Raw genomic sequence first — 25,976 nt, 5'->3', positions numbered from 1 at the left:
CGGGCCGTCGTCAGTTCAGCTGGCGCGCTGTGACGCGCAATGCCGATTCCACCATGTCGTAATCGACGTAGCAGCCTTGCAGGTGCCGGCGCCCGGTGGTCGGGTCGAAGGACCGGCGCCCATGCATCACGCGGCGGTTGTCGAAGGCCACCATCTGACCGGCCTCGAGCTTGAGGTGCAGGCGGAAGTCCGGTTCGCGCAGGATGCTCCAGTAGTGGCGGTAGGCGTCGTACCAGGCCTGCATCCGTTCCAGCGGCAGGCGCAGGCTATCGCGGATCCAGTTGTTGAAACGCACCTCGATGACCTTGCCGCTGGCATCCAGATGGATGACCGGTTCGCGCACCACGAGGTCGGTCTGCTCATCCGCGAAGCGAAAGTCCACCGGCGTCTCGGCCAGCAGGCGGAAGGCGGCAGGGTCACGCCGGCGCAGTTCCTCGGCGACGGCCATGCCGTCACCGAAGATCGACTCACCGCCCTCGGCGTCATTGACCAGGCAATAGAGCATCTGGATGTCCGGCGGCTGGCGCCAGTTGGGCAGATCCGTGTGCAGTTCCAGCGCGATGGGCGTGTAGGCGGCATTGTTGGGCGCCTGCTTGGAGAAGACCTCGAAGCGCCCGCCGAAGTTGGTGGCACGGATGGGGCCGATGGTGGCCGCGATGGCATCGATCTCACCGCCTTCACAGGTGCCGCCGTCCAGAATCGCGAAGCCGTCGCGGCACAGCGCTTCCAGCCAGCCAAGTCGTGCCTGTCCACCGGCCATGTAGTCGGCAAAGGCGGTAGCGTGAGGCTGATGGCCCTGCTGCCAGGCGCGGCTTGAGGGGACCGGCGTGGCTGGCGGCGCATCACTCGGGCGACGTTGCAGCAACCAACCGGCATCGAAACGACTGGTGTGGCCGTCCTGCCAGATGACGACGAGATTGCCTTGCTCGACACGCAACTGATGCACCGTCAGGGCCGCATCATCCATGAGCATGAAGGTGCGCTCGAAGGTCTGCGGATGACGGCAGGCGTCGCAGGCGCAGTGATCACGCAGCCAGATCAGCGGAAAGCGTGCCTGATCCCCATCGGCCCAGCTCAGAGTCGCCAGTGCCTCGTCATGGGTCGCCTGAATCAGGGGAGTGCCGCGATGATGGGGCTGATATTCCTTCATGTCCCACTGATGACGCGTGCCGGCATCCGTCGCTGCCGTGTCGGCGGCGTCGGTAGTGTCGATAGTGTCGTTCGTATCGATAGTGTCGTTCGTCACGCTAGTGTCGCCAATACCATCAGTGTCGCTGGTACCGAAAGTGTCGGAATCAGATGCGGTGAGAGTCTCCATTGGCGCCTTCCTTGTCTCTGTCGGTGTCGGTGAGTCTTGTGCTGAGAGTGAGTCTATTGTCTTGCGTGTCATGAAGGCTGACCAACGCGAAATATGACGCCCATGGCTTAGCTGAGCTAATGTGTGGTCATGTTCCGTCATTGTCCGCCACGAGATTGCCATGCACGACTCACCTTCCTTGCCGCCGAGTGTCTTGCCTGTTTCCTTGTCCAGCCCGTTGCCACCCCTGGCCTGGCTGCAGGCCTTCGAGGCGGCGGCACGCCTGATGAGTTTCACGAGGGCGGCCGAGGAGCTGAGCGTCACCCAGTCCGCCATCAGTCAGCGTATCCGCCAGCTGGAGGATCGGCTCGGCCAGCCGCTGTTCGTGCGCCATGCTCGCAGTCTGAATCTGACACCGGCCGGGCAGGCCTGGCTGCCGGCGCTGCAGGATGGCTTCCAGCGTCTGCAGGAGGGCACGCTGGAAGTCTTCGGACCCTCGCGCGCCGCGCCGGTGAGTCTGCGTGCGACGCCGATGAGCCAGCAGGCCTGGTTGTTGCCGCGTCTGGCCAGCTTTCATCGAGATCAACCCGAGATCGCCCTGCGGCTGGTGAGTGCCTTCTGGGCGCGTGATTTCGATGGCGAGGAAGTGGATATCGAACTGCGCTATGGCCAGGGGGACTGGCCGCAGGTCGAGGCGATCAAGGTGGGAGCGGAGCAGGAGCGGATGATCGTCGTGGCAAGCTCGGCACTGAGCGCCCGGTTGAGCACGGCGGCGGATCTGACCGGAATGACGCTGCTGCATGCGGCGGGATTCGCGGTGGGCTGGCGTCGCTGGCTGGTCGCGGCCGGTCAGCTGGGACTGGAGAAGACGACGTCCACCATCAGTTGTGACACCCAGGTCATGACACTGGAAATGGCGCGTCTCGGCATGGGCGTGGCGCTGGTGCATGAAGGCCATTTTCAGCAATGGATGGCCTCCGGCAATGGCGGACTGGAGCAGGCCTTCCCGCTGGCGATTCCTGCCGAGCAGCATTTCTGGCTGGTACGTTCCTCCCAACGTCCCATGCGACCCACGGCCCAGCGTGTCTGGGATTACCTGGTGGAAAAGTCAGAAGTGACCGACTCATGTACTGCTCTTGATGCATCGGGGAATCGCAATGGCGGGCCCGCCGCGGCACACTCTGATTGATATACCGTTAGCTTGAGCCGGTGGTTGAGGGGGTGAGCGATCGCTACTCATTATCCGGATCTTCTTGTCTGCCCGTCTGCCCGTCTGCCTGTCAGGCGCTCAGTCATGGGCCGTCGGGCAGCGTGGCAATGGCGATTGGTGGAAGAAGCGTTCCAGCAGGGCATACAGCTCGGGATAGGCGACTTCGAGGGTGTCCGGTGCGGTAAAGAAATACTCGCAGCACACGGCGAAGCATTCGGCGGGGTGACTGGCGGCGTAGTCATCGATCGGCGTGGGAATGCCGTGTGCCAGGCGCTCGCTCAGGTCATCCCAGACGGCGGTGAAGGTGGCGTGCCATTCCTGAGCGCTGATGTGGCCAGGCAGAGGCGGAAAGCCATCGGCATCGGTGGCGTTGGCCATGTCGAGCTTGTGGGCGAATTCGTGGATGACCACATTGAAGCCGCTCCAGTCACCGCTGGCGGCCAGGTCCTGCTGCGTGACCACCACCGGCCCCTGGTACCAGGTCTCACCGGCCCGGGTGTCCTGGAAGACATGCACCACGCCTGCCTCATCCATCTCTTCCACTTCACGGCGGATGGCCTCGAGCGGCAGCATGATCTCATGGACGCGAGCGCCGGCATCCTGCCAGCGCTCGGCATGCGCCCAACCATTGAGCAACAGCATCGCCTGAGCCGCCAATGCCAGCGCCTCGACCTCCTCGAGAGGCTCGGCGCTGGTCAGCTTCCAGTCATGCAGTTGCCGCCGGGCGCGGCGCTCGAGACGCGTGAGCGCCTCGGCGTCGAGTCCCTCGAGGATCGGCAGACGCTCGCGGACGGATTGCCACAGGGTGTCCCCCTCCTGGGTCTGGGAGGAGAAGGGGGCTGAGGCGTCGGCATCATGGCCGTGGCGCTCGGATCGCTGCCACAGTCGTTGCCACCAGGGGGGCATCGAGTCAGTCCTGACGACTGCCGGACTTCCAGGACCAGTCGCGCAGGCGCAGGTCGAAGAGGTCCTTGCGACGGTCCTTGAGGTTGGTCACCGAGCCTTCGCTGCGCACGACCTTGAGACGTTCCAGATCGAGATCCGAGAACATGATCATCTCGGTGTTCGGGGTCGTCTCGGCCATCACCGCATCATGCGGGAAGGAGAAGTCAGAGGGCGAGAATACCGCTGACTGGGCGTACTGGATGTCCAGACTCTCGATGGACGGCAGATTGCCGACACTGCCGCAGACCACCACATAGCACTCGTTCTCGATGGCGCGCGCCTGGGCGCAGTGGCGGACGCGCAGGTAGCTGTTCTTGGTGTCGGTCCAGAACGGCACCATCAGGATGTCCATGTCCTGGTCGGCCAGCAGGCGTGACAGCTCCGGGAATTCCACGTCGTAGCAGATCAGCATGCCGATGCGACCGGCATCGGTCTCGAATACGGCCAGCTCGTCGCCGCCCTTGATGATCCAGTCACGGCGCTCCTGAGGCGTGATGTGCAGCTTGGCCTGACGGTCGATCTCGCCATCGCGGTGACAGAGATAGGTGACGTTGTAGAGCTCGTTGTCATCACCGACCTCCACCATGGATCCGGCCACGATGTTGATGTTGTAGGCCACCGCCATGCGCGAGATTTCCTGCTTGAAGCGCTCGGTGAAGCCGGCGAGGAAGCGGATGCAGCGCACCGGGTCACTCTGGTCTTCCAGCAGGCCGATCAGCGGCGTATTGAACAGCTCCGGGAAGACGGCGAAGTCGCTCTGATAGTCCGAGAGGGCATCGACGTAATATTCCACCTGCTGCAGCACGGATTCGACACAATCGAACTTGCGCATCTGCCACTGGACGGCGCCGACGCGAATCATCGTCTTGCGGCTTTCCAGCACACGCTCGACCGGCTCGAAGAGGATGTTGTTCCACTCGAGCAAGGTGGCATAGCCCTGTGAGCTTTCGTCTTCCGGCAGATACTGGCGCATCAGGCGCTTGACCAGAAATCCATTGGCCAGCTGGAAGGACAGGATGGGGTCGTAGATCTCGCGTCGCTCGACCTTGTCGATGTAGTCGGTCGCGGACAGCTCCGCGGCATACTCGTGATACTGGGGAATGCGCCCACCGGCCAGAATCGAGCGCAGATTCATGGAGCGACACAGTTCCTTGCGCGCTTCATACAGGCGGCGGCCGAGACGATAGCCCCGGTAGTTGGGGTCGATCAGGACATCCAGGCCATAGAGCGCATCTCCCTCGGGGTTGTTGAGGATGACTTCGCGCTGGCCGATCAGATCATCGTACTTGTGCGGGTTCGAGAAGGCGTCGTAATCCACCAGCGCCGTCAGCGCGACCCCGACCAGCATCTCGCCGTCCTCGATCACGATCTGACCATCGGGGAATTCCGCGACCAGGCGATTGATGGTGTGTTCCGGCCAGGCGCCGCCGATGTCGTCGTAGATGCCGTCCATCAGGCGTTTCAGCTGGGGGTAGTCGGATTCCTGCAGGTTGCGCAGGTTAAGGTGCAGGTCTTCGACGGACATCGAGACTCCTTGGGAAATGAGTGATGAGAGCAGGGCGAGACGCGGCGGGTGCGACAGCTTGGATCCATTATTCGCGCTGTCGAGGCCGAGTGTCATCAATATCCTTTGGTCAATGACCGGCGCGTGTCGCGAATCCCTCCTCAATGGGTCCAACCTCGCGCCACTGCAAGGGTGAGCGGGTGGAAGTACGGCGAGCGGCGTATCAGCGGGATATTGAACGAATGCTCATTTTGCTTGCATTTGCGCGGCACAACGTCCAAAACATTGCCATGGGCAAGACGCCCACGGCGACGTCATGCCGAACATCTTGAGCTTGAATGACACCGGAGGATACCTGCATGACCCCAGTACTCTATGAATTGCGAGGCCGTGATGACCGTCTGCGTTTCTCGCCGTTCTGCTGGCGCGCGCGGCTGGCCCTGGCCCACAAGGGCATCGAGGCGGAACTCGTTCCCATGCTGTTCACCGACAAGAGCCCGATCGACTTCTGCGATTCCACCACGGTGCCGGTACTCAAGGATGATTTCGGCGTGTCGATGGACAGCTACGACATCTTCCAGCACCTGGACGAGCATTATCCGGATGCAGGCCATGGCCCGCTGATCGGCGATGCACTGGCAAGGGCGCGCCTGAATTTCGTCAAGGTCTATGCCGAGCAGGTCATGGCCGTCGGTTTCTTCCGCCTGGTGGCGCTGGATCTGGTGCAGGCCATTCACCCGGATGACCGTGAATACTTCCAGAGCGCCCGAGAAGCCCGCTTCGGCATGTCGTTCGAGGAGTTCCACGATGTCGAGATCGCCCGTGGCATTCTCGACAGCGCCTTCAAGCCGTTGCGTGGCCTGCTGGGCAATCAGCCCTTCATGGATGGCGAGTCACCGGCGGCGGCGGATTACCTGATCTTCGGCTTCTTCATCTGGGCCCACATCGTCTCCGACACCTCGCCCTTCGGCGAGACGGAAGACCCCGCTGATCCGCTGGTGCAGTGGCGCGAGCGCATGATGGATCTCCATGACGGCATGGCACGCAAGTCGCCGCGTGCCAGCGAGATCCCGCAGTAATCCCTCGATCGCGTCAGCGATGCGCTTCCTGATGGCTCGAACGCTTCCAGGCGTTCGGGCCATGTCGTCTTGCCCTCGAAAAGGTGCTCACGATGATTGACCTGTATTACTGGACCACGCCCAACGGCCACAAGATCACGATCTTTCTGGAAGAGGCCGGCCTCGAGTACCGACTCATTCCGGTCAACATCAGCAAGGGCGAGCAGTTCGCGCCAGCGTTTCTGGCCATCTCGCCCAACAATCGCATGCCGGCGATCGTCGATCATGCGCCGGCCGATGGTGGCGAGCCGATTTCCGTGTTCGAATCCGGCGCGATTCTGGAATATCTGGCCGACAAGACCGGCCAGTTCCTGCCGCGCGAGACGCGCCCACGCAATGATGTGCTGCAGTGGCTGCATTGGCAGATGGGCGGCCTGGGGCCGATGCTCGGTCAGGTACACCACTTCAAGCACTACGCGCCAGAACCGGTGGAGTACGCCATCGAGCGCTATCACAAGGAAGGCGAGCGGCTGTACGGTGTGCTGGAGCGCCAGCTCGAAGGGCGGGAGTTCGTGGCCGGTGACGAGTTGAGCATCGCCGACATGGCCATCTGGCCGTGGCTGAAGGCCGAGAAGCAGGAGATCGATCTGGCCCGCTTCCCGGCGGTGGCTGCCTACCGCACTCGCATGGCCGAGCGTGATGGTGTCAGGCGGGCGATGGCGCGCATCGACGACATCAATCCGGCGGCCAATGTGGCGATGGATGAAGAGGCGCGTCGCCACCTGTTTGGCCAGGGCCGCTGAGTCGCGCTGGAACGTGGAGCCTGAGGGGCTAGGGCTGCCCCCAGTCCTTGGGCACATGGCGCCGGATACGATCCAGCAGCGCGCCCAGCTTGCGCGGCGGGTGCCCGAAGGGATAGTGCAGGCTGACCGGAATCGAGGGTCCTTGCCACTCGGGCAGACAGGCCTCGAACTGGCCGGGATGTGCCACGGAGCGGGTGCGCACGTGATGGTCCGGCAGCAGGCCGATACCGGCGCCATGCGCGATGTGGTCGGCATGTACCACGACATTGTCGACCGTGAAGCGTGAGGGCGGCAGGCTCACTCGGTACTCGCCCTGTTCCGGATGGTGGAGCACCAGATCGGGATGATGGCGGTCGATCAGGTTGACCCAGTCGTGGGAGGCAAGCTCGCCGGGATGCTGCGGATGGCCATGCTGACGCAGATAGTCCGGGTGGGCATACAGATGCTGACGCTGGTGGCCCAGCACCTCGTCACGCAGGCCGCTGTCACGGGTCGGACCTTCCCACAGCCACAGCATGACCTGATCATCCTCACGTGTCGGAGGCTGCAGGTTCGAGGTCAGCGTCAGGCGAATGCCCGGATACTCCTCGATGAACTCGGTAAGCAGACGATTGAACCAGCCACGCAGGAAATGCGGGTGGACGCTGATGCTGAGATCACCGCTCACCTCCTCGCGCAGCTCGTCCAGTGCCATCTGCGAGCGCTCGCCCAGCGACAGCATCTGCTGGCAATACTGATGGAACAGCGTGCCGGCCTCGGTGGGAATCAGGCGGTTGGCCTGGCGATGCAGCAGCGGCTGACCAAGCTGATACTCGAGATGACTGATCCGACGGCTGAGCGTGGACTTGGAGATACCGAGGTGTTCGGCGCCAGCGCCCAGGTTGCCATGGCGCATGATGGCATCGAAGGCACTGAGGCCCTGAAATTCGTCAAGTACGGGAGGCATGGATTGGTGGCACCTGAGACTGTCTGCCACTCGGGCAGCCGATGGCATGAAAGAGAGCGTGGAGGCAGAGTGCGCCGCGGATCTGACGCAAGGGCCAGTGGCGAGTTGCCGATTTGGCCAGCATTGTAGCCGATTTGGCGGGGGGAGTGGCATGCATGAAAGTGATTCGCGTTCTCTGCTGGCGGGCGCGTTCAGATAATGGGGCTCACGATTCCAGCTCGTTGACGCCCATCCGCGCCCGAGCGGGATGCATGTGGCGGGTGGGCGCGGCATCATGGCATGCAGCAGCGGCACGCGCTGTCACTGCGTTTCACTCTTCCAAGGCCCTTTCGCGGCCTGACAAAGGACCTCGTGATGTCACTCGCCACGCGCTTGCGCGCTCACTTTCGCTCATGCCAGGAATCCGCCTGCCTGAGACGCACCTCTCTGACGGCCCGCTCGACACTGCTGATGACGCTGGTGGCGCTGCTGGCGGCACCGGTGCAGGCCGACGAACCCACCCGGATTCGCGTCATGGCCGCCGCCTCGCTGCATGATGCGATGGATGCCATCGAGGCCCGCTACGAGCGCCTCGCCAACGTGGATATCCTGCCGGTCTACGCCTCGTCCTCGACCCTGGCGCGTCAGCTGGCCAATGGTGCTCCAGCCCAGCTGTATCTGTCGGCCAACGAGCGCTGGATGGACTGGCTCGAGCAGCAGCCCGGCGTGGTGGTGACAGGGCGTCATGATCTGCTGGGCAATCGTCTGGCGCTGGTAGCCGCCGGGGCAAGTTCGCTGGATGCCGGCGTCAGCAATGCCCGGGACGTGACGGACGTGGCCAAGCGACTGGCCGCGACGGGCGACGCCTCCCGGCTGGCGGTGGGGGACCCGGATCACGTGCCGGCGGGCATCTATGCACGTCAATCGCTGGAATCGCTGGGTCAGTGGCAGGCACTGCGCTCGCATCTGGCCAGTGCCGAGGATGTGCGTGCGGCGCTGGCGCTGGTCGAGCACGGTGAAGCCCCACTGGGCATCGTCTACTCGACGGATGCCTCCGTCAGTCATCGCGTCCATCAGATCGGCCTGCTGCCCGAGAGCAGCCACGACCCCATCCACTATCCTGCCGCCTTGATCACGCGGGGCGGGGATGCGCCCGACGAGGCAGCGGAAACCTTCGCCCACTGGCTGTCCAGCAATGAGGCAGGGGCCATCTTCCATCGCTTCGGGTTCACCACCCTTGGGACCCAGGCTGCACCCGCCACCGCTGACAGCCAGTGAGAGCGCCCCGGCGGCCGGCATGTCCCGGAGGCACGCGGGCCGCTACACTGGAGGTTTTCCGTGGCATCATTGCGGCAATGACGTGGCTGGCAGAGCGAATCATCGAGCGGGCCATGGCGATGCCATGGGCGCGAGTCGTCTCGTGATCGCGCTGCCCTGCGCCACCTGATCTTGTTCGAGGAGAGTGCATGCTGAGCGCACTGGAATGGGAAGCCCTGAGCCTGAGTCTCAAGGTCGCCTGCGTGGCCGTCGGCTTCAGTCTGATTCCCGGCTTCGCCGCGGCCTGGTGGCTGGCGCGACGCGAGTTTCGTGGCAAGGCGCTGGTGGATGGCCTGTTGCATCTGCCACTGGTGCTGCCACCGGTGGTGGTCGGCTATCTGCTGCTGGTCACCTTCGGACGCAACGGCGTCATCGGTCAGTGGCTGGCGAAGATCGATATCGTGCTGCCCTTCACCTGGCAGGGCGCCGCCGTCGCGGCAGCGGTCATGGCCTTCCCGCTGATGGTGCGTGCCATGCGCCTGTCGCTGGAGGCCATTGACCCGGGGCTGGAGGCCGCGGCTCGTACCCTGGGGGCCAATCCGCTGCGGGTGCTGTTCACGGTGACGATGCCGCTGGCGCTGCCCGGTATTCTGACCGGCGGCATGCTGGCCTTCGCGCGCGCGCTGTCGGAATTCGGCGCGACCATCACCTTTGCGGCCAACATTCCCGGCGAGACCCGTACCTTGCCCCTGGCGCTCTATACCCTGATCCAGACGCCGGGCGAGGAGGGCGCGGCCGCGCGTCTGTGTCTGATCGCGGTGGTGATCGCGATGCTCTCGCTGTTGTCTTCCGAATGGCTGGCGCGCCGGGCCCGACTCCGGATGGAGGGGCGTGATGCTTGATTTCCACCTTTGCCGCACGCTGGGCGCCTTCCATCTCGATGCCGAACTCGAGGTGCCGGCACGCGGGGTCACGGCGCTGTTCGGACGTTCCGGCAGCGGCAAGACCAGCATCCTGCGCATGATCGCAGGGCTCGACCGCCCGGATCATGGCCATCTGCGTCTCACGGGCGAGTGTCTGATCGGCGGAGAGCATGATCACTGGGTGCCTGCCCATCGGCGCAATCTGGGCGTGGTCTTCCAGGAGCCTCGTCTGTTTCCGCACTACAGCGTGCGCGGCAATCTCTGCTACGGCATGCCGCTGGCACTGACGCGTGCTCAACGCCAGCGCAACCGTGACCACCTGCACGAGATCGTCGCGCTGCTGGGCATCGAGGACCTGCTGACGCGCATGCCGGGTCAGCTGTCGGGTGGCGAGGCGCGGCGTGTCGCCATCGGGCGCGCCCTGCTGTCACGCCCACGCATGTTGTTGCTGGATGAGCCGTTGACCGGCCTTGATGGCGCCCGCAAGCAGGAACTCCTGCACTACATCAGCCGTCTGGCTCGCGAGATCGAGATTCCGATCCTGTTCGTCAGTCACGATACCCGGGAGCTGTTCGCCGTCGCGGACCGCCTCGCGCTGGTCGACAACGGGCGCATCACCGCCAGCGGCGAGATCGGCGATATGCTGTCACGTCTTGATCTGGCCCCGCAGACCGGGCGTTTCGAAGCCGGCTCACTGCTCAGTGCCGAGGTGCTCTCGCACGATGAAACGCATCAGCTGACCCGTCTGGGGCTCGGGGCGGGATTGAGTCTCAAGCTGGCGCGTCTGGCGATGCCGGTCGGGCGTCGGGTACGCCTGCGACTGCGTGCCCGTGATGTCAGCATCGCGCTGGAAACCCCGCTGAATACCAGCCTGCGCAATACGCTGCCCGCCGTGATTCACGAGATCGAGAGCGAGCGCGGCCACGCCAGTGCGGAACTGGTGCTGGGCATCGCCGGCCAGCGGCTCAGAGCGCGCGTGGACCGGCTGGCCTGCGAGGAGCTGGGGCTCAAGGTCGGCCTTGGCGTCAAGGCATTGATCTCGAGCGTCGCGCTCTCCGGCCCGGACGTGATCAGTCTCGATGTCGGAGACGAGGCCGCGCAGCAGGATGAGGCGGCCGGCACCAGCGAGACGACGTCTCCCTGAGTCTCCCGCTATCCCGCTCCCCTGAGCCCCCTTGGGCCTGGCATTCTGGTAATGTGCCTCGCTCGGTATCCATCGACAAGGAAGACCCTGATGCAGCTGACCCACCTGTGGCGCTACCCCTTGAAGTCAGGCGCCGCCGAGGCACTTGAGAGCACGACTGTCGGCGAGGAAGGCCTGACGCAGGACCGCCGTTTCGTGGTGGTCGCGGCACGCGGCAAGTTCGTCACCGCACGCACGCATCCGCAGATGCAGCGTCTGGCACTGCGCGAGCAGTCGCCGGGCCACTGGCGGCTGTGGCAGCTGGACCGCCCGGCCTGCGGTGAGGTGAGCTTCGCGACCCGTGATGAGGCCGAGCGTCTCGACATCCAGGTGTGGGCAGACCAGTTCAGTGCCCTGAGCGTCAGTGACGAGGCGGATGCCTGGTTGAGCGAGCAGCTCGGCATGCCGGTGCGGCTGTGCTGGCTGGGCGAGCGCTCCGAGCGCTATCGCGAGATCATCCGACAGCGCGTGAGTGCCGCGGACGGCTTCCCGCTGCTGCTGGCCAACCAGGCCTCGCTGGAAGCGCTCAATCGCGAGACGCCGACGGCGGATCACGGCATGAACCAGTTCCGGCCGAATCTCGTGATCAGCGGTGCCGAGGCCTGGGCCGAGGATGGTTGGCAGGAGGTGATGATCGGCGAGGTACGTTTCCGCCTGGTGTCATCCTGCACGCGCTGCGCGATGGTCAATGTCGACCCGGCCACCGGCGAGAAGCGTGGTGACAGGGAGCCGCTGACGACACTGGCGCGGGTGCGCCGTTTCGAGGATGGCCAGGTGCACTTCGGCTACAACCTGGTGGCGGTGGATCCGACGCGCCACCAGCCGCTGCGGGTCGGTGATCCTGTCGAGGTCACGGCCTTCAAGTGACGCCTCGCGGCTGAACGCAGACGCCCGCCACCTTCGATGGCGGGCGTCTGCGTTCAGGGGGCGGTTGGCAAGGCTCAGTCCGGCGGCCCGAACAGGGCAGGCTGACCATGTGCCTCACGCCAGACATCCAGCGCTGCCCGGTGCAGCTGACTGTGTCGCCACGCCAGCGCCTCGATATCACGGTCATAGCCGCCGCCGATCACGCAGGCCACGGCCGCGCCCGCCGCGCGACAGCGCTCGATCACGTGGCGCTCGCGCCGGTAGAGGCCGCGGTCGCTCAGTTCGAGATGGCCGAGCCTGTCGGCGGCGTGCGGGTCGACCCCGGCATCGAAGATCACGAGTTCCGGCTGCACCCGCGTCAGCACCGTCTCCAGCGTGCGCTCCAGCACCGCCAGATAGTCCTCATCGCCCATGCCTTTCTGCAGGGGCACGTCCAGATCACTCTTCTGCTTGCGGGCCGGGAAGTTGCTCTCGGCATGCAGCGAGAGCGTGAAGACCCGTGGCTCGTCAGCGAAGATCAACGCGGTGCCATCGCCCTGATGGACGTCGAGATCGACGATCAGCACCCGCGTCACGCCATCTTCCAGTGCCTGATGCGCCGCCACGCCGATGTCGTTGAGCAGACAATATCCGCTGGCCGCCTCGGGATGGGCGTGATGGGTACCCCCGGCGGTATTGCAGGCCAGGCCGCGCGTGAGGGCTTCGCGCACGGTGGTCAGCGTGCCGCCCACCGCCAGCACGCTGCGCTCGCGCAGGGCCTCGCTCCACACGAAACCGCTGCGACGCTGGGCCTGATGACTCAAGGTGCCACTGAGAAATTCATGCACGTAGCGGCGGGTGTGCACGCTGAGCAGGTCTTCCTCCTCGGCGGGCTGGGGCATCACCCACTCGACGGCCCAGGCGCAGTCGGCCAACTGGCGGTCCAGCAGCCGTTTGAGCACGCTGAACTTGTCCATCGGGAACGGATGCTTCTCGGGCAGCGCGATGCGATAGCCGGGGTGATGGATCAGCGCCAGTGGCGGGCAGGCAGCCTCAGCGACGTGGGACAAAGTGCACCTCCCGGCCCTCGGTGGTCAGCTGACGAATGGCGATGGGGCGGCCCTTTGCATCGAGATCCACCAGTCCGATACCGCAGGCATTCAGCAGGCGTTCGCCGTGACTTGCGGCATCGTGACGACGTGGCGTGATGCGCATGTTGCGACGCCGTGTCAGCAGGTTGAGCGGTGAGCGTGGGGCGTACAGCCAGCGATTGAGGCGATCCAGCACGTCAAGCAATCCCACCGGGAAGCGGTTGCGGATGCCGCTGCTGGTGATCTGCCAGATGTGCGGGCTGGAGCGGCGGTGCCTGAGGCGCACATCGTAGGCGAAGGAGTAGTGCACATCGCCGGACAGAATCACGAAATGCTGCGGCGTGCGCGAATGGCGGAAGATGTTGAGCATCACGCTGGCGGCGCCCTGGTGGGCCATCCAGTTCTCGGCGTCCACCATCAGCGGCTTGCCGGCGAAGGTGAAGAGCTTCTGGATCGTCTCGATCAGCTTGACCCCGAACACGGGAGCCGGAGACACCAGTACCACCGCGCGCTGCTCCACCAGACGTTGCTGGAGTTCACACAGCGCCTCCCAGTCCATCAGACCCGAAGGGTGCGACAGCTTGCGCTCACTGCGCCAGCGGCGAGTGCGGGTGTCCGCCACGATCAGGGCCGGCGTGGTCTCGAGCTGATAGTCCCAGCGCTCGCAGCGCTCGAGCCGGGCGATCAACGCCTCCTGACGCTCGACGTCGAAATGGCCCTCCGGCGCGGTCTCGGTGTCGGCATGCGCATCGGTGAACAGCTCGCTGGCCTGCTCCAGCAGCTCACCGAGCGCCCGAGGTGCGTTGCCCGCGCCCTGACACAGCAGGTAGCCGGTCAGCGCATTGCCGATGATGCGCCGCGAGAAGGGATTGCCGTAGGCGGCTTTTTCCCAGGCGGCACTCAGATTCCAGTCATCGGTGACGTCGTGGTCATCGAAGATCATCAGGCTGGAGACGTTGGCCAGCAGGCGGCGCACCTGACCGAGCCCGGCGCGGAAACGTGCCAGATGGCGTGCCTCGCGGGCATGGCGCTCGCGGGTGGCCTCGTCGTGGCCTTCGAGCGCTGACGGGTCTTCCAGTTCGACCCCGAGGGCCGCCCACGGCACGTCGGACCACACCAGCAGGTACATGGCGACGACTTCCGACAGGCCGATCAGGTGATTGTCAGCCCCGGTGGAGGTGAAGATGGGCTTGCGCTTGGCGCCGAAGAAACTGGCGGCCAGTCCCTCGTTGGCTGGCATGTCCGGCAGCAGCTGCGGGCGATGATAGAGGTGCGACGAGTGCTGGCGCAGTTCGCGGCTGTCGGAGACCTCGGCGCCCAGCAAGGTCTCTTCCGGCAGCCCCAGGCGCTCGATCACCTGATCGATGGCCCCCAGCATGGGGCCGGCGACGTCATCGGCGTAGATCTGATCGCCCGTGAACAGCATCACTTCCGGCCATTCCAGCGGTGTGGTGCGCCGCTCACTCAGCCAGTGATCCAGTGCGACCAGACCATCGCCGGCCGGGCCTTCAGGAGCGCTGTCACTGGCGTTGGCACAGACGCGTTCGGCCTCCTTGTCACTCAGGCCGTGATGCGGCTTGCGACAGCTGCCATGCGCGATGCGGGTCAGCTTCGCCGGCAGACGGAAACGTGGCAGAGGCTCGCCGGGGTAGCAGATCTCTGGGCCCCACTCGGCGATGCCATGCCAGTCGCCGTCCTGCGGCGCGGCGCTACTGTCAGCGGTGTCCTCGCGCTCGCTCAGTGCCAGCTCGTAGGCGATGGCGCAATCGGCGGGCAGGGGAGACTCGGCATGGGCCTCCAGCAGCATCAGCCAGGCATGGGTGCCCAGAGGGATGGCCAGATGCTCCGTCAGTCGGGCAGGTGGCGTATCTGGGAGCCCCGCGAGCGGTGGGCGGCTCTCGTCTTCCGGCAGTAGCCACACGCGGGCCTGTTGAGGGCGCGAGGTCACCAGCCACAGTACGATGCTGTCTGGCGTGACGCGCCTGAGCATCGGACCCGCGAGGACGCGTGGCAGGAGAGGGGAAGGCTCGGGGGACGCTGGGCAATCAGTCATGAACGAAACGGACTCGACGGGTGAAAATGGGCAGCGCTGCAGCTCGCGGCCGGCAGCATGGTGTGGGTCCCCGGTCAGGCGACACGACGCGGCGCCGAGCGTTCAGAGCGGGGCCGGATGCAGGCCTTCAAAGGCAGCCGAGTCGTCAGGCACGCCTTGTCGCAGGCTCGCAAAGCACAGGGTGGCTGACGTAGAGTTGTGGCTCTCTGCGGACGTGGCGTTGGCAGGATAGCATGGGACAGCAGGATGAAAGAGTGCATGGCAGGCCGCTTCAAGGCCATCTGGACAGAGGCAGAAAGCACTCTGGTGGCGCCTGACAAGACCGGGAAGACAGCCGTGGCGATTCGCGCATGGCGTGGGGCGCGGCGGGTCTCCTCGCTGTGCCTCGCTCTGTTGGCGGCAGGCCTTGCCCCGTCAGCCTTGGCGGCGCACGCGTCAGTGCCCCCTGCAAGGGAGTCTCACCCGCTCAAGGCCAACGAATGCCTGCCGGCGCCCAAGGGCAAGGTCGTGCTGACCATCAGCGGCGTGGTGACGTGTGGCAATGCCGGCAGTGAGACGTCGCCATTGGCTCGCTTTGACATGCCGATGCTGGAGGCGCTGCCCTCGCGCGTGAATGCCACCCACACGCCATGGACCCAGGGAGTCGTCCGCTTCAGCGGGCCCTTGCTGCGCGAGCTGATCCAGCGGGTGGCGCAGGATGTCTCGACGGTGAGCGTGAAGGCCATCAATGACTTTTCCGCCGATATCCCGATGTCGGATATCACGCGATACGAGGTGTTGCTGGCGACGCGCCGCGATGGCGAGCCGATGCCGGTACGGGATTTCGGTCCCTTGTTCATCCTCTATCCCTTCGATGCCCATCCGGAACTGATGACGGAAGAGATTCGCTTCCGTAGCGTCTGGCAGGTCAACGGACTGGTGCTGCGATGACCAAGGCTGCGATGACCAAGGCTGCGATGACGGATGTCGTCAAGTCGCCTCCGGGCGCCGTCGTCCCGGGCACTCTCGTCCCGGGCCCCCCCTTCCTCAGGTACCCTCTGGCTCGCGCTTGAATCGGATCTTCTCGTCTCCCTCGTCCACGCCCGGCCATCCACATGATGGTGAGCCGTCTTCCCCCTCGTCGGTGGCGGGCTCCCCTGCATCACGGGATGAGGTGCCGGGCGGCGAGGCAGACTCGCACGCCATGCATGCTCTGGCCCAGGCGCCACGGACACGCTGGCCGCTGTGGGTCGGCATGGCCATCATCATCGCCTTGCTGCTGGCGGCCGTGGGAGTGGGCGGTGTCATCCTCCACAACCAGGTAAAGCTCGAGAACCGCACTCGCGATGATGCCGTCTGGACGGTCTATCAGCTGGACCGCGAGGCCATCACCCTCACCAACTCCCTCGCGCGCTATGCCCAGGCGCAGGGCGTGAAGCGTGGTGCGGCCTGGCAGGAGGTGCTGGAGGATTTCGAGCTGCTCTACAGCCGGACCTTCATCTTCCGGCGCGGCGACTTCCGTCATCATCTGATGAGCCTGGCCTCGGTGCCCATGCTGGCCGATGAGGTGATGAGCCAGATCGACTACCTCGACATCCGACTGGGTGTATGGCGCGAAGAGGGGGAGTGGCGGAAGGCGGCAAAGTGGCGTGAGGGCAGAGAGTTGCCGGACGCCGCCTCTGTCGCGAGGCTGCAGACGCTGAGCGACGAGATCAGTGACGTCACCCAGACGTTGCTGCTGCGGGTGAGAGCCCAGCTTGCCGAGGAGTCCACCCAGGAACGCCAGCAGCGCGATCGACTCGTGCATTGGATGCTGTTGCTGCTCGGGCTGATGGTACTGACGACCCTGCTGGTCAGTCGCCAGGTCTGGCTGCAGGCCCGTGCGCGGGAGCAGGCCCGCCAGCAGCTGCTGAGCCTGTCCACGGCCCTCAAGCATGAAGCCGAACGCGCCGAGCAGGCCAGCCGTGCCAAGTCCGAATTCCTCGCCACCATGAGTCATGAGATTCGCACGCCGCTCAACGGTGTCATCGGTATGAGCGAGCTGCTGCTGGCCGAGCCGCTGGACAACAGCGCGCACCGGTATGCCACCAGCCTGCGTGACAGCGGGGAGGTGTTGATGGGGCTGGTGGATGACGTGCTGGACTTCTCGAAGATCGAGGCCGGCAAGTTGACCGTCGAGCGGCGACCCTTCGATCTCCAGCAGGCCGTCGATGGCGTCATCGATCTGTTGCTGCCACAACTGGACAGTACCCGTGTGGCCTTCGTCGATCATCGCTCGGCCCAGCTGCCACGCTGGGTCATGGGAGACTCCGTTCGCCTGCGTCAGGTGCTGCTCAACCTGTTGTCGAACGCCTTCAAGTTCACCCGGCACGGCAGGATCACCCTGATGGTGCATCCGCTGCCGGCGGGGCGAGTCCGTTTCGAGGTCAATGACACCGGTATCGGCATCAGCGAGATGCAGGCCAAGCGCCTGTTCGAGCCCTTCACCCAGGGGGATGCCTCGATCGCGCGGCGCTTCGGCGGCACCGGACTGGGATTGGCCATCGCACGCCGACTGGTGGAGCTGATGGGGGGGCGTCTGGGCATGAACTCCCGCGAGGGCGAAGGTGCCTGTTTCTGGTGCGAGTTGCCGCTGCCGCTCGCCCCCATGAGCCAGCCGCAGACCGACTCCCACGCGCCTCTGCCGCTCAGCCGTGGAGAGAAGGTGCTGGTGGTGGATGACAACCACATCAATCGTGAAGTGGCGCGCGCCATGCTGTGCAGTCTCGGCTATGCGGTGACGGTGGTCGAGAGCGGTCAGGCGGCGCTGGACTGGTGTACGGAAAACGACGATATCGTGCTGGTGTTGCTGGATCTGCGCATGCCGCGGATGGATGGCTTCGCCGTGGCGCGAGGCTTGAGGGCTCTGGAGCGGCGCGACGGACGCACCGCCAGCTTGATCGTGGCGATGACCGCCAATGTGGAGGCCGGTGAACGGGCGCGCTGTCTCGCGGCCGGCATGAATGACTTCCTCTCCAAGCCGATGCGCCGTCACCAGGTCGCCACCATGCTGGCGCGCTGGCAGCTGCGGGACGGAGGCCTGGCTGGCTGGCATCAGAGTGAGGCGGAACCGGACTGGAGGGGCGAGCTGGGGCCTGGCCTTCGCGGCGACGCCGGGGGTGAGGCTCAGCGTGATGCTCAAGGGAGAGCATCGCCGGGAGCATGCGCCGAGACGCCAGGCCGCCCAGGGCCGGCACCACAAGCCCGTCATCTGGCGAGCCCATCCCCCTCCAGCTTGCGCGATGAGCTGGACATCGCCAGCATCGCCGAGCTCGAGAAGGCCTTCGATGCTCAGCTGACGGAGCAGCATCAACGTCTGACCCGTGCGCTGGCGCAAGGGGATCTGGCGCAGCTCACCCATGAGGCGCATCTGCTCAAGGGCAGTGCCGCAGCGCTGGAGCATGACCTGCTGAGCGACGCCGCGGAGCTGCTTGAACAGCACCTCGCCCGGCAGGCACCTCAGGGACGTATCGAGGCCGCCGTGGATGCGCTGCTGGCGGAAATACGTGAGCATCGTGCCACGGCAGGCGGGCAGGATAGCTGAGCTGGTCGCGGGGCCGGGCCCGACGGCGCGTGAGGCGTCTAGCGGCGACGCAACTCGCGTTCCACCAGGGTCAGGCCCGGCGTGATATCGCTCTGGATGGCGGCGAGCGCCAGGGTAAGGGTGGTATCCGCGATGCGCTGGTGGCACTGGGGCAGCGAGTGGATCGGCAACGGCAGGAAGTCGAGCAGGCGATCATCGCCGAAGCTGGCCATCGCCCTGGGGGCGTTGACAGGTGGGCCCTTCGAGAACAGCACGTCCAGCACGCCATCCATCAAGGTGTAGGAGGCGGTCACGATCGCCTCCGGCATGGGCGAGTGCGCGAGGTATCCGCGCAGTGCCTCGGCACCGGCGGCGCGCTCATAGCGGGCGGCGTGCAGTGTCGTCGCCTCAAGCGGCGTCTGGCTCTGATGGGTCTCGAGCGCCGAGCGCATGCCCTGGGCACGTTCCCGCGATATCTCGAGTTCCGGCAGGGCATCCAGCCACAGCAGGTCTCGTGGTGAATGCTCAAGCACCGCACGGGTCAGCTGGCTGGCGGCATCGGCATTGTTGCTGACCACGCTGGCGAAGTGGCGCGTGTCCAGTGCGCGGTCCACCCCGATCACCGGGAAGCCATCCAGCGTCAGTTCGCGGTAGAAGGGATCATCCGGTGCCAGACAGCTGGCGGTGATCAAGGCATCGACCCTGCGAGCCTTGAGCATGCGGGCCAGTTCGCGCTCCGTGTCGGGGATGTCGTCGGAGCAGACGATGAACAGCTGATAGTCGCGCTCGCGGGCACCGCGTTCCAGCAGCTTGGCGAGGCGTGCGTAACTGGCATTCTCCAGATCGGGCAGCATGAACCCCAGTGTCCGGCTTTCCCCGCGGCGCAGGGCGGCTGCCTGGGCATCGATCCGGTAGTGATGGCGTTGTACCACCGCCATCACGCGCTCGACCGTCTGTGGGCTGATACGTCGTGCCTGTGCCTGCCCATTGACCACATAACTGGCGGTGGTACGTGAAACGCCTGCAAGACGCGCGATTTCTGCCAGGGTCATGCCACTGTCCTTGCTGGAAGAGGGAGAACGGGACCTGCGAGCTCCATGTGCGAGGAATGATGCTCACTTGTGGCCTGAGGTGCAAATCCTCACTGATGACGGTATCCCTCGACCGACCCCTCGCAACCCCGCACCACAGGCGGCTCTACGCCCAATGTCTAGTCACGAAAACCGCTCATCTGCATGGCATTCACTTGATCACGCGCAAGAAAACGGCCAGCATGAATCCATTGAGGTGACACGATTCAGCAGCATTCGTCATCACGCCACGCCGCCGCTACCCTTGTGGTACTCGCCCCATGAAGTGCCGGTGCGTCAGATGTCACGCCCGCGCCGCACGTCACATATCCAGGCCTCTTGCCAGAGAGGGGCCTCAAGGAGCCCGCCATGCTCAGCCTTGCTCATGAGGATGTCCTCCTCGCCGCCCACGCCAATGACTGGCGCGACGCCCTGAATCAGGCCGCTGATGCCCTGGTTGCCGGTGGGCGCGCCACGCCGGCCTATCGTGAAGGTCTGCTGGCTCGCGAAGCGCAGTCTTCCACCTACCTGGGGCAGGGCATCGCGATTCCCCACGGGACACCCGACAGTCGTGAGGCCGTGCTGGCCACCGGCGTGCGTGTCCTGCAATTCCCGCAGGGGGTGGAGTGGCACGATGGCAACCGTGTCTTTCTGGTGGTGACCATCGCGGCGCAGTCCGATGAGCACCTCGATATCCTGCGTTCCCTGACGCGCGTGCTGGACCGCGAAGGCGTCAGTGAGCGCCTGGCATCCGCGACGACCGCAGAGCAGATTCTCGCCGAGCTTGGTCGCGAGGTGATTCCGCCACGTCTGGATGCCGATACCGTGCTGTGTGGCTTCCCGGCACGCGACCGCGATGAGCTGGTGCTGGCAGGCGCGGCGCGATTGCGTCAGGCCGGTTGCGTCGGGGACGGCTTTCTCACCGCGATGCTCCAGACCGAGCCGAACGCTCTGGGCCAGGGCATCTGGCTGGTGCAGTCCCGACAGGACGTGAGCCAGCCGGCGCTGTCCGTGGTCACGCCCGAGAAGGCGCTGGATACCCGTCACGGGCGCATCAACGCCGTGGCCTGTCTGGCACTGGACGCTGATGGCGGGCAGCACCGCGTGTTGCTGGAGCGTCTGCTGACGCTGCTGGAAGATGGCGCGGGCGAGCGCCTGCCGGGGCTGTCCACCTCCGCTCTGCTGGCGCGGCTGCTGGGGGAGTCCTCCACGGCACAGCTGGCGAGCGTGACGCTGCTCAATGCACATGGCCTGCATGCCCGTCCCGCCAAGCAGCTGGTACAGGCCGCGCGGGACGCCGGCGAGAGTTTCGGCATCATTCCCTCGCTGCGCCTCGAGCAGGGGGAAGGCGGTATCGTCAGTGCCGCCAGCCTCACCAAAGTGCTGGGGCTGGGAGCACGTCGTGGCCAGACGCTGGTCTTCAGTGCCAACGGCGAGGATGCCCGGGCCAATCAGGCCGCGCTGGATGCCATGGTCGCGGCGGTCAAGGCAGGACTTGGCGAGTCCGTGGAGCCGCTGATGGACCAGCGTCCCGAGGCCAGTGCGCCGGATGCCCAGCCGGCTTCCGACAAGGTGGCAGCCCCCGAGGCCGACAGTGTCGTGCCGGCGGTGGCGGCCTCGCCGGGCATGGCCATCGCGCCCTGCTGGGTGATGTATCAGCCGCGCTTTCTCTATGAGGCGCGCAGCGATGCGGGCGCCGAGCACGAGGCCCAGCGGCTGGCGAGCGGCATCCAGACGGCGCGTGAGCAGCTGCAGGAGCTGGTCAATCGGGCCGAAGGCGCCGAGATGGCCGAGATTCTCTCCATGCACGAAGAGATGCTCGGCGACCCGGAGCTGTTTGCCGCGGCGCGCGAGAGTCTCGAGGAAGGCCACAGCGCCGAGGCTGCCTGGTGGTCCGCCATCGACAGCGCCGCGCGTGCCCAGGAAAACCTCGCGGACCGTCTGCTGGCCGAGCGCGCCGCTGACCTGCGCGACGTCGGGCGCCGTGTGCTTGGCGTGCTCACCGACACGCCGCTGCCCAGCGCCCCCGAGACGCCGCATGTGCTGGTGACCGAGGATATCGGCCCGTCGGATGTGGCGCGTCTGGATACCTCCCGGGTGCGTGGACTGGTCACGGCCCTGGGCGGGGCCACCTCGCACAGCGCGATTCTGGCGCGTTCACTGGGCATTCCGGCGGTGGTCGGGGCTGGTCCGAGCGTGCTGGCGATCGCCGATGGCAGCGAGTTGATCGTCGATGGTGAGCGCGGGCGTGTCAGCGTGATGCCTTCCGCCAGTCGCCGCGCCCGGGCCGAAGAGGCGATCGCCGGCCATGAACAGCGTCAGGCTGCGGCCTGGGAAACCCGCATGGCGCCAGCCATCACCCGGGATGGCCATCAGGTCGAGGTGGTGGCCAACCTGGGCAATACCGCGCATGCCGGCGACGCCGTCGAGCGCGGTGCCGAAGGGGTCGGCCTGCTGCGGACCGAATTCGTGTTCATGGCCCATCCGCAGGCACCGGATCTCGCCACCCAGACCGCCCAGTACGGTGAAGCACTCGATGCGCTGGATGGCCGCCCGCTGGTGGCACGCACCCTGGATGTCGGCGGTGACAAGCCGCTGCCGTACTGGCCGCTGCCGCGAGAGGACAATCCCTTCCTCGGGCTGCGTGGCATCCGTCTGGCGCTGACGCGTCCGGAAGTGCTCGAGACCCAGGTCAGGGCACTGCTGATGGCGGCAGGCTCCCGCCCGATCCGCCTGATGTTCCCGATGGTCAAGGACCTTGCCGAACTGCGCGCTGCACGTGCCATCGTCGAGCGCGTACGCAGCGAGCTGGACGCCGCCCATGAAGCCGAGCACGGCCAGCCGCTGGTGCGTGACGTGCAGGTCGGCGTGATGATCGAGATTCCCTCTGCGGCGCTGACGGCCGCCAGCATCGCCCCCGAAGTCGATTTCTTCTCGGTAGGCACCAACGATCTCACCCAGTACACCCTGGCCATCGACCGCGGCCATGCCACGCTCTCCGCACAGGCCGATGGGCTGCATCCGGCAGTGCTGCGTCTGATCGAGATGACGGTGGCGGCCGCGCATGCCCATGGTGCCTGGGTCGGCGTCTGCGGTGAGCTGGCCAGTGATGATCAGGCCGTGGGTGTGCTGGTCGGCCTTGGGGTGGATGAACTGTCCGTCTCCAGTCGCCAGATTCCGCTGGTCAAGGCGCGGGTGCGTGAGCTGGATCTGACCATGGCGCGCGAACAGGCACGCGTCGCCCTGGCGCAGCCGACGTCGGAAGACGTGCGCAGTGCGCTGGACAGCCTGATCGAACAGAACGCCCAACCCCATCCCCGGCAGGAGGAGCAGGTGTGATGACAGCTTCCCATCACTCGCCATTACACCCGGCTGCTGACTGTCCCGTGCTGTGCGTGACGCTCAATCCTGCGCTGGATCTGAGCATCGGGCTGGACAGTCTGACGCTGGGAACGGTCAACCGTGCACGCAGTCATCATCTGGAAGCTGCGGGCAAGGGCATCAACGTGGCGCGCGTGCTGGCGACGCTGGGCCACCCGGTGACCTTGAGCGGCTTTCTGGGGGCCGACAATCAGGCCGATTTCACCGTGGCCTTTGCCGACTGGGGGCTGGTGGACGCCTTCGAGCGCGTGGCCGGTGCGACGCGCATCAACGTCAAGCTTGGCGAGGCCAGTGGCCGGGTCACCGACGTGAACGGTACCGGCATGCGGGTGGACGAGGACGCCCTGGCACGCCTGGAAGCGCGCATCGATGACTGGATCGACCGCCAGCAGGCCGAGGGCAATCTGCCACGTTGTGCGGTGGTGATCGCCGGCAGTCTGCCGCCGGGGATCAGCCATGCCCAGCTGGCAGCACTGGTCAGTCGCGTGCGCGAACGCCATGTCGCCTGCTGGCTCGATACCAGCGGCGCCGCGCTGGAAGCGGGGCTGGCGGTGCCGCCCACGGCGGTGAAGCCCAATGAACAGGAGCTGGCGCTGTGGGCCGGGGAGCCGCTGGACAGTGATGCGGCCCGCGAGCGTGCGCTCAGGCGTCTGATCGATCACGGCATCGAGCAGGCGCTGATCTCCGCCGGGCCGGAAGGCGTGCTGTGGGCCAGCCCCGGCGCCGCCATGCTGCGCGCTCGGCCGCCGCGCATGCAGGTCGTCAGTACCGTCTGCGCCGGCGATACCCTGCTGGCCGCCATGCTGCATGGCGTGCTCTGTCAGCCCGATGCCTCACCCGAAGACCGCAAGCGGATTCTGCGCCATGCCACCGCACTCTCCGCCGAGGCCGTGACCCATCCCGGTCCCGGCAATCCGCTTGCCACCACACTCAAGACCCTCCAACAACACACCAGCATCGAGACATTGGCGTCTGCCGATGTCGAGACAGCCGGAGAGCCACGCCAATGAACGTCATCATCGTCACCGCCTGCCCGAGTGGCATGGCGACCACCTTCCTGGCGGCGCGCCGCCTGGAGCAGGCCGCGCGTCGTCGTGGCTGGAATCCGATCATCGACATGCGCTCGCGCATCGAACCCGAGATCACCCTCAGCGAGGCGCAGCTGGCCGAGGCGGAGCTGGTGCTGATCGCCGCATCGCCGCTGGCCAGCGTGGCGCTGGACGACTTTCTCGGCAAGCGGGTGCATCTGGCCCCCATCGAGGATGCGCTGCCGGACCCGCAGGCCTTTCTGGAGCTGGCCGACTCGCGTGCCCGGGTGTTGGAGCGCAAGGACATCGCGGCCCTCACGGACTCGGCCGCACCCGCGTCTGCTGCCGGTGGGACACCCGTCACGTCGTCCCGGGGGCCGTCCATCGTGGCGGTCACGGCCTGTCCCACCGGTGTGGCGCATACCTTCATGGCCGCCGAGGCACTGAGCGAGGCCGGGCGGACGCTGGGCTATCCGACCCGTGTCGAGACCCAGGGCTCGGTCGGTGCCCAGGATGCGCTGACCGAACAGGAGATCGCCGAGGCCGAGGTGGTGATTCTGGCCTGTGACATCGAGGTCGACCCGACCCGCTTCGCCGGCAAGCGCGTCTGGCGCACCTCCACCGGCACCGCGCTCAAGAAGCCGCGCGACACCATCGAGCAGGCGCTGGAAGGTGCCGAGGTGGAATCCGCCACGGCCTCTGGCGGTCAGGGTGGCCAGCAGAAGGGCGAGAAGCGCGGCCCCTACAAGCACCTGCTGACCGGGGTGTCCTTCATGTTGCCGATGGTGGTGGCAGGCGGCCTGATGATCGCGCTGTCCTTCGTGTTCGGCATCAAGGCCTTCGAGGAGGAGGGCACGCTGGCGGCGGCGCTGATGCAGATCGGTGGTGGCTCGGCCTTCAAGCTGATGATTCCGGTACTGGCGGGCTACATCGCCTACTCGATCGCGGACCGTCCGGGGATCACGCCAGGCATGATCGGGGGCTGGCTGGCCGCGACACTGGACGCCGGGTTCCTGGGTGGCATCATCGCCGGCTTCCTCGCGGGGTACACGGCCTCTGGGCTCAGCCGCTACGTGAAGCTGCCGCAGTCCATCGAGTCGCTCAAGCCGATCCTGATCATCCCGCTGGTGGCGAGCATGGTCACCGGGCTGGTGATGATCTATGTGGTCGGCACGCCGGTGGCGGGGCTGATGACGGCGCTGACCGAGTTCCTCGAGTCCATGGGCTCGGCCAACGCGGTCCTGCTGGGCATTCTGCTCGGCGCGATGATGTGCTTTGACCTGGGTGGGCCGGTCAACAAGGCCGCCTATGCCTTCGGGGTCGGTCTGCTGGCCAGCGAGACCTACGCGCCGATGGCCGCGATCATGGCCGCGGGCATGGTGCCGGCGCTGGGCATGGGGCTGGCAAGCTTCATCGCACGTTCCAAGTTCGCCGAGCCGGAGCGTGAGGCCGGCAAGGCCAGCTTCATTCTCGGGCTGTGCTTCATCTCCGAGGGCGCGATTCCCTTTGCCGCCAAGGACCCGCTGCGCGTGATTCCCACCTGCATGGTCGGTGGCGCCGTGACCGGTGCCCTGTCGATGCTGGTGGGTGCCAAGCTGCTGGCGCCGCACGGTGGCCTGTTCGTGCTGCTGATCCCCAATGCCATCAACGTGCCGCTGATGTATCTGGGCGCCATCGTCGCCGGCACCCTGGTGACCGCGATCAGCTATGCGATGATCAAGAAGGGCGCACAGCAGGTCGAGACCGTCGCCGCGACCTGAGATGTCCGGTGCCTCGGGCACCCGTGACGTGATGGCGCAGACATAAAAAAGCCCCCGCCGGGAGACCGGCGGGGGCTTTTGTGTTGCAGGCCGAGCGTAGG

Annotated in this window: 19 protein-coding genes; 12 read left to right on the top strand and 7 right to left on the bottom strand. The window is 65.9% G+C overall.

The features are described 5' to 3' along the window. Positions 1–10: 10 nt before the first annotated feature. Positions 11–1,246 carry a TauD/TfdA family dioxygenase gene (locus HXS65_RS07490; RefSeq protein ID WP_255304448.1) on the bottom strand — a complete coding sequence of 412 codons (1,236 nt, stop codon included), beginning with the start codon at positions 1,244–1,246 and terminating at the stop codon, positions 11–13. A gap of 232 nt (positions 1,247–1,478) precedes the next feature. On the opposite strand from HXS65_RS07490, the gene HXS65_RS07485 reads away from it, so the two are divergent. Continuing rightward, positions 1,479–2,486 carry a LysR family transcriptional regulator gene (locus tag HXS65_RS07485; RefSeq protein ID WP_176493557.1) on the top strand — a complete coding sequence of 336 codons (1,008 nt, stop codon included), beginning with the start codon at positions 1,479–1,481 and terminating at the stop codon, positions 2,484–2,486. A gap of 99 nt (positions 2,487–2,585) precedes the next feature. Here the strand turns inward: HXS65_RS07485 and HXS65_RS07480 are convergent, their stop codons facing one another. Both HXS65_RS07480 and HXS65_RS07475 read right to left on the bottom strand, forming a co-directional pair. Further along, a complete protein-coding gene (locus tag HXS65_RS07480; protein WP_176493556.1) occupies positions 2,586–3,413 on the bottom strand; it encodes a zinc-dependent peptidase in 828 nt (275 codons plus the stop codon). Positions 3,414–3,417: 4 nt separating this feature from the next. After that, entirely contained in the window at positions 3,418–4,977 is a 1,560-nt protein-coding gene (locus HXS65_RS07475) for a carbon-nitrogen hydrolase family protein (protein ID WP_077378340.1), read from the bottom strand. 338 nt (positions 4,978–5,315) lie between these two features. Here HXS65_RS07475 and HXS65_RS07470 point away from each other — a divergent pair, with 338 nt between their 5' ends. Further along, positions 5,316–6,035: a glutathione S-transferase N-terminal domain-containing protein gene (locus HXS65_RS07470; RefSeq protein WP_077378486.1), complete on the top strand. Its 720-nt coding sequence runs from the start codon at positions 5,316–5,318 to the stop codon at positions 6,033–6,035. Between the two features lie 92 nt (positions 6,036–6,127). After that, positions 6,128–6,817, top strand: a complete 690-nt coding sequence (locus HXS65_RS07465) for a glutathione S-transferase N-terminal domain-containing protein (RefSeq protein WP_176493555.1) — start codon at positions 6,128–6,130, stop codon at positions 6,815–6,817. Positions 6,818–6,845: 28 nt separating this feature from the next. Here HXS65_RS07465 and HXS65_RS07460 read toward each other — a convergent pair whose 3' ends face one another. Then, positions 6,846–7,763, bottom strand: coding sequence for a LysR family transcriptional regulator (locus tag HXS65_RS07460; protein ID WP_077378346.1), 918 nt, complete (start codon positions 7,761–7,763; stop codon positions 6,846–6,848). A gap of 354 nt (positions 7,764–8,117) precedes the next feature. On the opposite strand from HXS65_RS07460, the gene modA reads away from it, so the two are divergent. From modA to HXS65_RS07440, 4 genes are all read left to right on the top strand, one after another. After that, the gene (gene modA, locus HXS65_RS07455) at positions 8,118–9,020 is read left to right on the top strand and encodes a molybdate ABC transporter substrate-binding protein (RefSeq protein ID WP_240499652.1); all 903 of its coding nucleotides are present in this window, start codon (positions 8,118–8,120) and stop codon (positions 9,018–9,020) included. Between the two features lie 188 nt (positions 9,021–9,208). Beyond that, entirely contained in the window at positions 9,209–9,901 is a 693-nt protein-coding gene (gene modB / locus HXS65_RS07450; protein WP_077378349.1) for a molybdate ABC transporter permease subunit, read from the top strand. Then, a complete protein-coding gene (modC, locus tag HXS65_RS07445) occupies positions 9,894–11,066 on the top strand; it encodes a molybdenum ABC transporter ATP-binding protein (RefSeq protein ID WP_176493554.1) in 1,173 nt (390 codons plus the stop codon). The genes modB and modC overlap by 8 nt, the downstream gene beginning before the upstream one ends. Before the next feature lie 90 nt (positions 11,067–11,156). Beyond that, positions 11,157–11,972 carry an MOSC domain-containing protein gene (locus HXS65_RS07440; protein ID WP_176493553.1) on the top strand — a complete coding sequence of 272 codons (816 nt, stop codon included), beginning with the start codon at positions 11,157–11,159 and terminating at the stop codon, positions 11,970–11,972. 74 nt (positions 11,973–12,046) lie between these two features. Here the strand turns inward: HXS65_RS07440 and HXS65_RS07435 are convergent, their stop codons facing one another. Both HXS65_RS07435 and HXS65_RS07430 read right to left on the bottom strand, forming a co-directional pair. Beyond that, the gene (locus HXS65_RS07435) at positions 12,047–13,021 is read right to left on the bottom strand and encodes a histone deacetylase (protein WP_255304447.1); all 975 of its coding nucleotides are present in this window, start codon (positions 13,019–13,021) and stop codon (positions 12,047–12,049) included. Further along, positions 13,005–15,032: an alkaline phosphatase family protein gene (locus HXS65_RS07430; RefSeq protein ID WP_255304446.1), complete on the bottom strand. Its 2,028-nt coding sequence runs from the start codon at positions 15,030–15,032 to the stop codon at positions 13,005–13,007. The genes HXS65_RS07435 and HXS65_RS07430 overlap by 17 nt, the downstream gene beginning before the upstream one ends. A gap of 321 nt (positions 15,033–15,353) precedes the next feature. Between HXS65_RS07430 and HXS65_RS07425 the strand changes: the two genes are divergently transcribed. Both HXS65_RS07425 and HXS65_RS07420 read left to right on the top strand, forming a co-directional pair. After that, positions 15,354–16,025 carry a molybdopterin-dependent oxidoreductase gene (locus tag HXS65_RS07425; RefSeq protein WP_255304445.1) on the top strand — a complete coding sequence of 224 codons (672 nt, stop codon included), beginning with the start codon at positions 15,354–15,356 and terminating at the stop codon, positions 16,023–16,025. A gap of 253 nt (positions 16,026–16,278) precedes the next feature. Continuing rightward, positions 16,279–18,657 carry an ATP-binding protein gene (locus HXS65_RS07420; protein ID WP_176493551.1) on the top strand — a complete coding sequence of 793 codons (2,379 nt, stop codon included), beginning with the start codon at positions 16,279–16,281 and terminating at the stop codon, positions 18,655–18,657. Between the two features lie 38 nt (positions 18,658–18,695). On the opposite strand, the gene cra is transcribed toward HXS65_RS07420, so the two are convergent. Beyond that, positions 18,696–19,688: a catabolite repressor/activator gene (gene cra / locus HXS65_RS07415; RefSeq protein WP_077378370.1), complete on the bottom strand. Its 993-nt coding sequence runs from the start codon at positions 19,686–19,688 to the stop codon at positions 18,696–18,698. A 387-nt stretch (positions 19,689–20,075) separates the two neighbouring features. On the opposite strand from cra, the gene ptsP reads away from it, so the two are divergent. Genes ptsP through HXS65_RS07400 form a run of 3 tightly spaced genes read left to right on the top strand, consistent with a single transcriptional unit; the run spans position 20,076 to position 25,875 of the window. Further along, positions 20,076–23,045 carry a phosphoenolpyruvate--protein phosphotransferase gene (gene ptsP / locus HXS65_RS07410; RefSeq protein ID WP_077378373.1) on the top strand — a complete coding sequence of 990 codons (2,970 nt, stop codon included), beginning with the start codon at positions 20,076–20,078 and terminating at the stop codon, positions 23,043–23,045. Then, positions 23,045–24,097: a 1-phosphofructokinase family hexose kinase gene (locus HXS65_RS07405; protein WP_176493550.1), complete on the top strand. Its 1,053-nt coding sequence runs from the start codon at positions 23,045–23,047 to the stop codon at positions 24,095–24,097. Before ptsP ends, HXS65_RS07405 begins: the two co-directional genes overlap by 1 nt. Next, entirely contained in the window at positions 24,094–25,875 is a 1,782-nt protein-coding gene (locus HXS65_RS07400; protein WP_084207929.1) for a PTS fructose-like transporter subunit IIB, read from the top strand. The genes HXS65_RS07405 and HXS65_RS07400 overlap by 4 nt, the downstream gene beginning before the upstream one ends. The last annotated feature ends 101 nt before the right edge of the window (positions 25,876–25,976 follow it).

This window comes from Cobetia sp. 5-25-4-2 (genome assembly GCF_013374075.1).
Lineage (GTDB): Bacteria > Pseudomonadota > Gammaproteobacteria > Pseudomonadales > Halomonadaceae > Cobetia > Cobetia marina.
This window is presented reverse-complemented; position numbering and strand designations above follow the sequence as displayed.